An 11,882-nucleotide genomic window follows, 5' to 3' on the forward strand; every position below is an offset into this window, starting at 1 on the left:
TCAATATTTTTCAACCAGATACAGCCGCACCTGGTTTCGTCCCTCTTTCTTCGCCGCATACAGCGCCTTATCGACGCGATTGAACAGCTGGTCGATCTCTTCGTCATCCTGACGGTCGGCGACGCCAATGCTGACGGTCACCGGGCCGGGTTGATCCGCCAACTGATAGCCGCTGACCGCGAGGCGGATGCTCTCCGCCATCTGCAGCGCCATCTCAATGGACCGCTCCGGCAGAAATAGCAGAAACTCCTCGCCGCCCCAGCGATATATTTTGTCCTGATGCGTCGCCGTCGATTCAAGGATCCGCGAAATAGTCAGTAAAACCTCATCGCCTTTCTGATGACCGTAGCTATCGTTAATGGCCTTAAAGTTATCGACATCAACCAGCAGCAAGCAAAAGCCGGCGGGTTTCAACGAGGCGGAATCGACGATGCGATAAAATTCGCGCCGGTTAAGCAGACCGGTGAGCGGATCGTGCGAGGCGGAAAACTCGAGCTCTCTTCTTAAATGCACCTCTTCGGTCACGTCGTGCACGATGCAGAGCATCAGGCGAATATTGTAGAGCACCACCGGACCGGCGTAGGTTTGAACGTGGCGAATGGAGCCATCGGCGAGAATATGGGTGAAATTGAGTGGCTTATGGCCGCCGGGCAGGCTTGCGACGTTGCGCATGATCGGCAGAACGTCCCGGCCAAGGGTATTAATCTGCCAGGTATGCTTCGCCCGCATCTCATCCGCGGTGTAATTATAAAAGCGCAGCGCGGCAATATTCGCGTCAATAATTCTGCCATCGCGGTGAGGATCGATTAATAGCATGGGCGCAGAGTTGGTCATAAAAAAGCGCGAGAAAAAACCGTTTCTGCGCCGCTGATAATGCCCGGAGGCGGTATTGATAGATTCATTTTTCTCAAGCAGTTTTACCGCCTCGAATAGAATCAGGGTGTCATACTCTTCTGATTTAATCAGCGTGGTTTTACAATAAATCGAGGTCTGGCCGTCGAGAGAGTTAATTGTCCAGACTTCAAAAATCTCGGCAATATTTTTGAAGTAATAGAGATAATTCTGCAGGCTCACTTCCGGGCAGGTGGAGAATGTCCCTTTGCGCATCTCATCCAGCGACATATCGCCGCTGAGGGTTCTGGAGGCCTGGTTGCTGTAGAGGATGCGCTCTTTGAAAGGATGAACCACCCAGACGGGGGTGGCTAACAGGTCGAAAATAATTAATTCTTTTAATAGCATGCCGCCCTCCACCCTCTATACATCGTCTATCTGTAATCCAGTCACATGAGCATTCATCGCCTGCTGGCGAAAATAAAGCAAATTATTCAGAGAGTTCAACGAGATGACGCAGAAGCGCCAATTATAGCCGCATTTTTAATAGCAAACGGTGTCTGAGCTGGCAAAAAACGCTATTCAGCGTGCCTGAGCGGCACCGGTAGCTATTATTCAATCCATTTCAAATGGATTGAATAAACTAGCAGAGTTGGTAGTTTCTTTTTCGTCCGCGCTATGCCGGTCGCAGGCCCTCTTCCCGCAGGTATTTTCTCTCGCCGGCGCCTATTTTTCTATGCGCTCAAGCTGGGTTTTATCCGCCTGTGCGGCGCTTTCCGCCAGCCCCTGAAACTGCTCCGGCGTATAGAAGCTCTGCGGAACCGGCAGCGACTGCATATCATGCCCGGGGTGGATCTGCAGCTGTCCGAGGTCGGCAAGCGCAAACCCGGCCACCTTCTCCGGCATCGTGAGCCGATAGGGCTCGGCGCGCTCGAAAGGCACCGGCGTGGGCAGGCGATTGGCGCGCAGATCGTAGTTACGTTTTAACACCAGAAACTTATCCGGCACCCGGCGATGGCTGTTCCACCAGTCACCGTCGAGCTGACGGAACATCTTCTCCGTTTCGCTCCTCGGCGCGACCATCAGCTTGACCAGCACCTTTTTCAGCGCGTCGGTCATCGCCCGGTTGTAGTCGTCAACCGACCCGGCGTGCCCCTGCAAAATGACGTCGATCGCCAGCCGCGCCCCGAGAAGATTGGAGTAGAGATCTTCCGGTGAAAATGCGGAGATCTCTTCCGAAAAGCCAGGCACCGACTGGAAGCCGTACCACTGGGCTATCTCATGCCACTGGGCAATTTCATACGCCAGATGTCCCGCCAGCCAGGCGGCGATCGTGACCCGCGCGGAAACTGACGCCGGCGGCATAAACGCGTTGAGCTGCACGCGCCTGACGCCAAGCTCCTCGCTATAGAAAATGCGCCCGGACTGCCCGAGGTTAGGGTAGATCCGGCTGTAGAGATAGAAGGTGTTGTCGGCGGTATCGCGAACGTGGGCGATATCAATAAAGCCGCCGCGGCGGGTATAGATCAGCCCGTTTTTTTCCTCACTCAGGCCCACCAGGTTTTTCACGGCGCCCAGCGCGCTATCGTTGTAGTGATGCTCACCGAGGGTATCGAGGGTCAGCACGTTGCCTATCTGATAAACCGGGATTGGCACGCCAATGGCCCTGACCTGCAGGTCGTAGCCAAACGCGCAGCAGGGCCGCAGAGACTCCGGCGGCGCCAACTGGCCCGCCACCTGCGTCACCCGAGGATGGGTGATGGTCGGCAGCAAAGGATCCTTCGCGCACACGGAGAACGCCGCCACCAGCAAAAACAACCAGCCATTACGCATTAACATCGTCTCCAGAACATAAAGCACGCTCGCGGCAAGCGGCAGGTTGAGAGGCTAAAAACGGTACTCTCCGGCAATAAAGAAGCTATTGCGTTCGTTAAAGCCAATCTCAGTTAACACGTTAAAATTCTGCGTAATTTCATACTGCGCCCCGATCAGCATATTCCACGGCGAAGAGAGACGCTGCTTCACATCGAACTTGCCCTGATCGTCTTTATTGACGGCGGCGATTAACGGCTGAAGCTCCGGCGGCATGTGCAAATCAGAGAGGTTGCCTTTGAACTCCTGCTGCACGTTCTGGTACATGCTGCCTACCCAGATGCTTAAGTTCGACGGCCCGGCAATCCCCTGCAGATTAAAGCGGTAGCCCACCCGAGGTGACACGGTAGTGGCGGAGATTTTACCATCGAGGATATCGAAATCGGTGCGGGTATAGTTGGTATCCACCAGACCAAACCAGTTGCCATAGCCCCCGGCGAGGGTAAAGCCGGTGCCCCAGGTGGTCCCTTTAAAATCCAGCGCGAAGTCAATATTTTGCAGCTGGCCGCTTTCATACAAACGATGCACAGACCCGGCAATCACTCGGTCCAGACCGCTGTATTTTGACGGGTCGGCGTCAACGGAAACTTTTGACAACGAGGAGCCACGGGTATGGCCGACGATGCCGTAGACATTAAGAAAAGGAAACACCCACATATCCAGACGCAGGTTTTCGGTTTTGCTTTTCTGCCGCGTATGACCGGCGTCAATGGCAAACATATCGCTGGGTATGGCGTGGTTGCCGAGCGCCAGACCGGAAAAAGAGATACTGTCGACCAGGATATCCTGGCGAATGTTCATGTAGCTTAAATTGACGCCGAACGGCAGCGGAATGGAATAGCCACGCGCTCTTGCCTCATCACCCCAGATAGGGAAATAGCTGTCGTTACTGCTGCCGGTACTGTCGGCAGTGCTGGCCCCCCAGGCGGTACCCGACGTTAACAACAACGTAATTACGGTTTTAGTCCATCGCATTTTCTTTCATCTGACCTTAAAGTCCGGAACCTACATTAAAATAGACCGCCTGTTCATGCTCGCTGAAGGCGATATCTATCCCCGTATGTAATCCATACTGGCGCGCTATCAGGTAACGAAAACCTGTCCCCCACGCCACTTCTGTCTGGTCCCACAATGCATGCGCCTCATCGGCAGCGCTGCCAACGCCAACAAATCCTTGCAGGATCCAGCGCGGCGTAAACTCCCAGGCAAGCTGGGTTTGTGCGGTCGTCACGTAATCGCCCTGATAGCGGTAACGAGAGATGCCGCGTAATTCGATATAAGGACGCGCCATTGGCGTTAGGCGATTATCGTGATGGGTCAATGACTGGTAGTTACCGGCGACGGCGAGCGTCAACGTGCGGCTCAGCGGGAAAAAGTATTTCCCGTCTAAAGAGAACTGGTTGTAGTGATAATCACCGCCTAACAATGAGCGGTAGAACCGGTACTCTCCCTGCACCGATAACCCTTTCTTAGGATAGAAAAAATTATCCGTCGTGTCATATTCAGCCACCACCCCTAAAGCCGACGACGTGCTCTCCTGACCGAACACCTGCTGCCAGACCCGATTGACCACTGGGTTTTCGGCTGAAATATCGGTTTTCGCGTAAACCTGAGAAGCCCCGACAAACACCGGCGAATCGCCGACGCGGAACAGCAGCTTCTGTAGCCCGCCATAGCCTTTGGTTTGTGAGTGAATGGCCTTCTTTTGGTCAAAATGACTTAAGCCGTCGCCGTAGATATCGAGTTTGATATTGGCGTAGCCCATCATCACCAGGTAACGAATGTGGTCGTCATTCCAGGTATGGCGATGGCCGCCGCCGACAAACCAGGTGCCGTTCTGCGTCGCGCCGCCGCCAAAAGCGGTCATCGGTGGGGGAATAAAATTATCCCCTTTGCGGGTGCCTTTACCGTGCAAAAAGAGGCCAAACAAACCGCCGCCGTAGCCCACCGCCGGCTCGGTGATGACCATTGGCACCGGAAGGAATCCGTACTGGTTGTCCTGCAGGTAGTGGCTCATGTCCACCATGCCATCTTCAGGATCAAACAGACTGCTCGCCATAGCAGAAATAGAAAACGGCCCGATAAGCGCTAGCAGTAAGGTTGAAAGCGTACACTTCATGCACTCTCCGGGGTTAAGATGGATTCTGAACACCCAGGTGACTGAAGAATAATGGGTTTCAGATAGCAAAAATATATCCTATGGCGCCCTGAACTACCAATTTTCGGTAACAGGTTTTCTTTAATTTTGGACAAAATAAGGAGATTTAGCACACATATTGCTAAAAAAGTTAACGTGAATATGCAACGAGCGAAGCGGATTGTCGTTGTCAGGCAGTGTGACATTGTCACTTATGCTATCGCTTTTCAGCGATGAACCAGGGGATTGTAATCAAAAAGTGAATGTCGTATAACATGGCCCTACCGAGGGGTGTCCCGTGAGGGCTGAGATGGCGTAAGCCGAACCCTTTGAACCTGATCTGGGTCATGCCAGCGAAGGGACGGGTCGGCAATTTTGCCACGCTACCGCCATTGCCTGTTCATACTTCCGCACGCCCGGATCTCCCCTTATTCAGGAGGTCCTGTGATTCTTCCCGCATTTACCCAAGGCATCTACGGTCGTCTGCGCCAGCAGGCGGGACGCGACTGGCAGCACTACGTCGCGCATCCCTTTTTACGTCAGCTGGCTGACGCCACCCTGCCCGAACCCGCGTTCCGCCGCTACCTGACGCAGGACTATCTGTTTTTGATCCACTTTGCCCGCAGCTATGCCCTGCTGGTCAGCAAGCTGCGCACGCTGCCGGAGATGCGCGCCGCGGCGGCGTCGATGAACGCCATCCTCAACGAGCTGCCGCTGCACGTTGGCTACTGCGCCGGCTGGGGGCTGGATGAAACCACCATGGCCGCCGAGCCGGAAGCGGCGGAGACGGTCAACTACACGCGCTACGTGCTGGATATCGGCCATTCCGGCGACGCGCTGGATCTGCTGGCCGCGCTGATGCCCTGCGTGGCCGGCTACGCGGAAATCGGGCTCGGGCTGCTGCACGGTCCGCAGACCCGTCTGGACGATAACCCCTACGCCTCGTGGATCCGTAACTACGGCGACGAAGGCTATCTCAACGGCGTCAACGCGGCGATCGCCCTGCTGGAAACCCTCTGGCAGCAGCGCGGCGGCGAGTCGAGATTCGCTGAGCTCAGCGCCATCTTCACCACCGCCACGCGGCTGGAGGCCAACTTCTGGCAGATGGGGCTGAACGCGGTAACGGAGGCGTCGGTGTGACGCCTCCGGCTATCCACGTGCGGGAACTGGGTTTGCGCTTCGGCTCGCGGGTTGTTTTTGCGGATTTGTCGTTCGATATCCCCGGCGGTCAGTGGGTCTCTCTGCTGGGAGCCAGCGGTGCCGGAAAGACCAGCCTGCTGCGCATCATCGCCGGCCTTGCGGCGCCCACCTCCGGCCAGGTATACGCCAGCGACGGGCAGCCCGTCGCGAAACGGCTGGCGTGGATGGGCCAGAAGGACCTGCTCTATCCGTGGCTGAGCGTGCGCGATAACGTCGCCCTCGGCGCGCGCCTGCGCGGGGAGCGCGTCGACCGCGCTCGCGTGACAACCCTGTTGCGCCAGGTGGGGCTGGAGCAGTGCGCCGACGATCGCCCGGCGTCGCTCTCAGGCGGCATGCGTCAGCGCGCGGCGCTGGCCCGCACGCTGTATGAAGACCGCCCCGTGGTCTTAATGGATGAGCCCTTCTCCGCCCTCGACACCATCACCCGCACGCGTATTCAAACCCTGGCGGCTGAACTGCTGGCCGAGCGTACCGTGGTGCTGATTACCCACGATCCGATGGAAGCCTGCCGCCTGAGCCACCGCCTGCTGGTGCTTTCTCCGTCTGCGGGAGGGATCGACGATTCGCACCATCTGACCGGCCTGCCGCCGCGCGCGGCGGACGATCCCGCGCTGCTGACCAGCCAGGCGGAGCTGCTGCAGCAGCTAATGAGGGCCGACGGATGAGGGGCAAACTCTTTCGCGGCGCGGTGGTATTTAGCGGCCTGCTGCTGATCTGGTGGCTGGTGACCCGCAGCGGGATCCCCGCCTTTCTGCTGCCTTCTCCCTCGGCGGTCGCCGGCGCCCTGTGGCTCAACCGCGCGTATCTGGGCTGGCATACTCTGGTGACGCTGAGCGAAATTGTCAGCGGGCTGCTGCTCGGGGTCCTGCTCGGCGTGGTGCTGGCGCTGTGCATGATTATCTCGCCGCGGCTGCAGCGCTGGCTGATGCCGCTGGTGCTGACCAGCCAGGCCATCCCGGTGTTCGCTCTCGCCCCTCTGCTGGTGCTGTGGTTTGGCTTCGGGATGAGCGCCAAGGTGATGATGGCGGTGCTGGTGATCTTCTTCCCCGTCACCTCTGCGTTCTTTGACGGTCTGCGGCGGGTCAATCACGACTATCTCGATCTGGCCCGCACGATGGGCGCCTCCTTTGGCGCCCAGCTGCGCCACGTGCGGCTGATGGCCGCGCTACCGGCGCTGGGATCCGGCCTGCGGATGGCTGCCGCCGTCGCGCCGATTGGCGCCATCATCGGCGAATGGGTGGGTTCTGCCGAAGGGCTCGGCTACGTCATGCTCAACGCCAACGCCCGGCTGCAGACCGACATCTGCTTTGCGGCCCTCTTTATTTTAGTGCTGCTGACCGTCCTGCTGTGGCTGGCGGTTGACGCTTTCTTGCACCGGCTGATCGACTGGACGCCGGAATAATGACCTATACGGATAATAAGGAATACCATGAGTAAACGTATTTTTGCCGGGATGGCCTTTAGCGCGCTTATCAGCGGACACGCCGCGGCGAACGAGAAGCTAACCCTGGTGCTGGACTGGTATATCAACCCGGATCACGCGCCGATTATGGTGGCGGAACAGATTGGCGCCTTTAAGGAACAGGGCCTCGACGTCAAAATCATTCCGCCATCCGACCCGGCGCTGCCGCCGCGGCTGGTGGCCGCTCGCCAGGCCGACCTCGCCATCACCTATCAGCCACAGGTACATTTTTTCGCCGATGAGGGGCTGCCGCTGGTGCGCGTCGGGACGCTGATTAACTCGCCGCTCAACACCATTATTGCGCTGGACAAGGACATCAAAACCCCGGCCGACCTGAAGGGGAAAAAGGTGGGCTACTCGGTGAGCGGCATCGAGCAGGCGACGCTGGCAACCATGGCGCAGTCGGCACATATCGACCCGCAAAGTATCAAGCTGATTAACGTTAACTTCCAACTGACCAGCGCCCTGCTTGCCGGCCAGGTTGACGCGGTTATCGGCGGCTATCGCAATATTGAGGCGCTGGAGCTGAAGCTGCAGGGCAAAGATCCGCAGGTCATGAACGTCGAGGATTACGGCGTGCCGGCCTACGACGAGCTGGTGATTGTCGCCAACCGCGATGAAGCGCACGCGGAGAAGATCAAAAAATTCCTCGTTGCGCTGCAAAAAGGCGTGACCTGGCTGCGCGCTCACCCGCAGGAGACGTGGCAGGCCTTCGCCGCCGCTCACCCTGAGCTCAATACCGAGCTCAACAAGCAGGCGTGGCTGCAAACGATACCGCTGTTCGCCAGCGACCCCGCGGCGCTGGATAAGCCGCGCTACGAAGCCTACGAACAGTTTTTGTTTAACAACAAGTTGGTTAAGAAAATCACACCTTTATCGCAGTACGCTATCGAACTGCATTGAGTAACCTTACTGCCGGCGGAACTATTTCCGCCGGCAGCATCAACGAAGCGGTAATAAAATAAGGCATAAACCCACACTAATAATTACATTTTTTATGGTTTTGTGAACGTTAAAATAATCACTACAAATCAATATGTTAACATTAAATTTAACAATGTAAAAATAGCGTAAAAATAGCGCAATAAATAAAACGTTGAATGCGGATTTAAAAAGCCATATATTGTGCGCGCTTTATGAATGGCGATTCATTTTCTTAAACCAATTATTCAACCAGAGTTCAACCGTAACCCTGGTTGTGGGAGTGATATGATGACGGATAAAGTCCGTATTGATACTTTAAGTGCAGATTTATTGGACGCAAACAACGAAACCTTTTTGGCCCGTCAGGCCGAATTCGAATCGAACGTCAGAAGTTACCCGCGCAAGCTGCCGCTCGCGATTACCAAAGCGGAAGGCGTATGGCTGACCGATGCGGATAACAAACAGTACCTCGACTGCCTTGCCGGTGCTGGAACCCTGGCGCTTGGTCATAACCATCCTGACGTGCTGCAGAGCATCCAAAGTGTCATTACCAGCGGCTTGCCGTTACATACCCTCGATCTGACAACTCCGTTAAAAGATCGCTTCTCCGAATACCTGCTCTCTTTATTACCGGGTGAAGGTAAAGAATACTGCCTGCAGTTCACCGGCCCGTCCGGCGCTGACGCCGTTGAAGCGGCGCTGAAGCTGGCGAAAAAATACACCGGTCGTTCTTCGGTGATCAGCTTCTCCGGCGGCTACCACGGGATGACCCACGGCGCGCTGTCGGTGACCGGTAACCTGTCGCCGAAAGAAGCGGTTAACGGCATAATGCCGGAAGTGCAGTTTATGCCGTACCCGCATCAGTACCGCTGCCCGCTGGGTATCGGTGGTGAAGCCGGCGTGAAGGCGCTGACCTACTACTTCGAAAACCTGATCAACGACGTTGAAAGCGGCGTACGCAAGCCTGCGGCGGTGATCCTTGAAGCCGTTCAGGGCGAAGGCGGCGTGAACCCGGCGCCGGTCGAGTGGCTGCAGCGCATCCGTAAAGTGACTCAGGAACACGGCATTCTGCTGATTATCGATGAAGTCCAGGCCGGCTTCGCGCGTACCGGCAAGCTGTTTGCCTTCGAGCACGCGGGCATTGAGCCGGACATCATCGTGATGTCAAAAGCCGTCGGCGGCGGTCTGCCGCTGGCCGTTCTCGGTATCAAGAAGCAGTTTGACGCCTGGGAGCCAGGTCACCACACCGGCACCTTCCGCGGCAACCAGCTGGCAATGGCAACCGGCCTGACCACCCTGCGTCATCTGAAAGAGAACGACATCGCCGGTAAAGTCGCGGCACAGGGCGAGTGGCTGAAAGGCAAGCTGGCCGACATGCAGAAACGCTACCCGGTAATCGGCCACGTTCGCGGCCTGGGTCTGATGATTGGCATCGAAATCGTTAAGCCGAACGAAGCGCAGGATCATATGGGCTGCTACCCGGCCGACGGCGCGCTCTCTGCCCTGCTGCAGAAAAAATGTTTCGAAGCGGGCCTGATCCTTGAGCGCGGCGGCCGTAACGGCTGCGTCCTGCGCCTGCTGCCGTCGCTGCTGATCAGCAACGCGGAGCTGGAAATTTTCTTCGACAAATTTGAACAGGCCCTGCTGGCCGCCGGCGTAAAACCGGTCTGAGTGGAGTAAGTGACCGCCATGTCCCAATTGAATCCGATCCTTGCCGGTTCGCCGCAGAGCATTGAGGCGTATCAGCAGGTTATCGCTCAGACCAGCCAGGCCGTCGCGCAATGGCTCAAGCAGCCTGAGATGTATCAAGGCAAAAGCGTCACCGAGCTGCGCGAGCGCATTACCCTTGAGTTCACCGAACAGGGTCTGGGCAACCAGGCGGCGATTGAACGTGCGATCGAGTACTTCCTGAAAGACAGCCTGTCGGTGCATCACCCGCAGTGCGTGGCGCATCTGCACTGCCCAAGTCTGGTGGTAAGCCAGGCAGCGGAAGTGCTGATTAACGCGACCAACCAGAGCATGGACTCCTGGGATCAAAGCCCGTCAGCCACCATCATTGAGATGAAGCTGATCGAGTGGCTGCGCGCCCGGGTGGGCTACCGGGCAGGCGACGCTGGCGTATTTACCAGCGGCGGCACCCAAAGCAACCTGATGGGCCTGATGCTGGCGCGCGATGCATTCTTCGCCCGCCAGGGCCACTCGATTCAGCAGGACGGTCTGCCGGGCGATATTCGCCAGTACAAAGTGTTCTGTTCTGAAAACGCCCACTTCTCGGTGCAGAAGAACATGGCGCTGATGGGCCTCGGCTACCGTTCGGTCACGCTGGTCAAAACCGACCGCTTTGCCCGCATGGACGTCGAAGACCTGAAGGCGAAAATTGCCGAAGCGCAGGCCAACGGCGAGCAGATCATGGCGATCGTGGCGACCGCGGGCACCACCGACGCGGGGGCTATCGACCCGCTGCGCGTGATTGCCGGCATTGCGGCGGAACATCAGATCTGGCTGCACGTGGATGCGGCCTGGGGCGGCGCGCTGCTGCTTTCCGAGCACTACCGCGATTATCTGGACGGCATTGAGTGCGTGGACTCCATCACCCTGGACTTCCACAAGCAGTTCTTCCAGACCATCAGCTGCGGCGCGTTCCTGTTAAAAGACGCGCGCCACTACGAGCTGATGCGCTATCAGGCGGCCTACCTGAACTCCGAGTTCGATGAAGAAAACGGCGTACCGAACCTGGTCTCGAAATCGCTGCAGACCACCCGCCGCTTCGACGCGCTGAAGCTGTGGATGGCGCTGGAAGCGCTGGGGCAGAAGCAGTACGCGGCAATTATCGATCACGGCGTGACGATGGCGAAAAACGTCGCTGAATACGTTGCCAGCCAGCCGACGCTGGAGCTGGTTATGGAACCGCAGCTGGCAAGCGTGCTGTTCCGTTCTCGCCCGCAGCAGACCGCGGGCAGCGACGATGCCGCCATCGCCCTGCTCAACCAGCGCATCGGCGACGCGCTGCTGGACTCCGGTCGCGCCAACGTCGGCGTCACCGAGCACAACGGCGTCACCTGCCTGAAGCTGACGCTGCTCAACCCAATCGTCACCCTTGATGACGTGAAGGTGTTGCTGAACCTGGTTGAACGCACCGCCCAGGAAGTGCTGGCAAAGTAAGCTGAACGCCCGGATTACGACGCCTGCGCCCGATCCGGGGTTACGCCCCTTGCCGCCCCATCCGGGACGTTAGCCTCCCGAAAGCCGATAACTCACCTTATCGGCTTTTTTGTGCACAGAAAACCCCCAGCTAGGCTGGGGGTTCAGTAAAGCTTTCAGCTTTGAGTCAGTTATAAAAACCCCTTTTGATTTGTTAAAACAGTTTGCGGTCTGGCAACTGCAAATGTTCAACAAGAAATCAAAAGGGGGTCCCAATGAGGGACGAAAAGAGCTTAGCGCACACCCGATGGAACT

The 11,882-nt window shown here is 57.3% G+C and carries 10 protein-coding genes and 1 riboswitch; of the genes, 6 read left to right on the forward strand and 4 right to left on the reverse strand.

What is annotated here, in order from left to right:
• From GVK32_RS25865 to GVK32_RS25880, 4 genes are all read right to left on the reverse strand, one after another.
• Positions 1-1,239 (reverse strand): sensor domain-containing diguanylate cyclase, encoded by a 1,239-nt coding sequence (locus tag GVK32_RS25865; RefSeq protein WP_159873483.1) that lies wholly within the window; start codon positions 1,237-1,239, stop codon positions 1-3.
• A 318-nt stretch (positions 1,240-1,557) separates the two neighbouring features.
• Positions 1,558-2,664, reverse strand: a complete 1,107-nt coding sequence (locus GVK32_RS25870; protein ID WP_159873501.1) for a DUF4056 domain-containing protein — start codon at positions 2,662-2,664, stop codon at positions 1,558-1,560.
• Positions 2,665-2,718: 54 nt separating this feature from the next.
• Entirely contained in the window at positions 2,719-3,678 is a 960-nt protein-coding gene (locus tag GVK32_RS25875) for a hypothetical protein (protein WP_200842941.1), read from the reverse strand.
• 16 nt (positions 3,679-3,694) lie between these two features.
• Positions 3,695-4,822, reverse strand: a complete 1,128-nt coding sequence (locus tag GVK32_RS25880) for a BamA/TamA family outer membrane protein (RefSeq protein ID WP_159873485.1) — start codon at positions 4,820-4,822, stop codon at positions 3,695-3,697.
• A gap of 295 nt (positions 4,823-5,117) precedes the next feature.
• Positions 5,118-5,219: riboswitch (TPP riboswitch) on the forward strand.
• Between the two features lie 65 nt (positions 5,220-5,284).
• Here GVK32_RS25880 and GVK32_RS25885 point away from each other — a divergent pair.
• The 6 genes from GVK32_RS25885 (at position 5,285) to GVK32_RS25910 (ending at position 11,588) form a co-directional block, all read left to right on the forward strand.
• Positions 5,285-5,980, forward strand: a complete 696-nt coding sequence (locus GVK32_RS25885) for a TenA family protein (protein WP_159873487.1) — start codon at positions 5,285-5,287, stop codon at positions 5,978-5,980.
• Complete coding sequence (locus tag GVK32_RS25890) at positions 5,977-6,705, forward strand: ABC transporter ATP-binding protein (protein ID WP_123707887.1); 729 nt, start codon at positions 5,977-5,979, stop codon at positions 6,703-6,705. Before GVK32_RS25885 ends, GVK32_RS25890 begins: the two co-directional genes overlap by 4 nt.
• Complete coding sequence (locus tag GVK32_RS25895; protein ID WP_159873489.1) at positions 6,702-7,442, forward strand: ABC transporter permease; 741 nt, start codon at positions 6,702-6,704, stop codon at positions 7,440-7,442. Before GVK32_RS25890 ends, GVK32_RS25895 begins: the two co-directional genes overlap by 4 nt.
• Positions 7,443-7,469: 27 nt before the next feature.
• Positions 7,470-8,405, forward strand: a complete 936-nt coding sequence (locus GVK32_RS25900; protein WP_159873491.1) for an ABC transporter substrate-binding protein — start codon at positions 7,470-7,472, stop codon at positions 8,403-8,405.
• A 306-nt stretch (positions 8,406-8,711) separates the two neighbouring features.
• The gene (locus tag GVK32_RS25905; protein ID WP_159873493.1) at positions 8,712-10,097 is read left to right on the forward strand and encodes a diaminobutyrate--2-oxoglutarate transaminase; all 1,386 of its coding nucleotides are present in this window, start codon (positions 8,712-8,714) and stop codon (positions 10,095-10,097) included.
• Positions 10,098-10,106: 9 nt separating this feature from the next.
• On the forward strand, positions 10,107-11,588 hold the full coding sequence (locus GVK32_RS25910) for an aspartate aminotransferase family protein (protein ID WP_200842942.1): 1,482 nt from the start codon (positions 10,107-10,109) through the stop codon (positions 11,586-11,588).
• Positions 11,589-11,882 lie beyond the last annotated feature (294 nt).

This window comes from Klebsiella sp. 18074 (genome assembly GCF_902705905.1).
GTDB classification, from domain to species: domain Bacteria; phylum Pseudomonadota; class Gammaproteobacteria; order Enterobacterales; family Enterobacteriaceae; genus Klebsiella; species Klebsiella terrigena.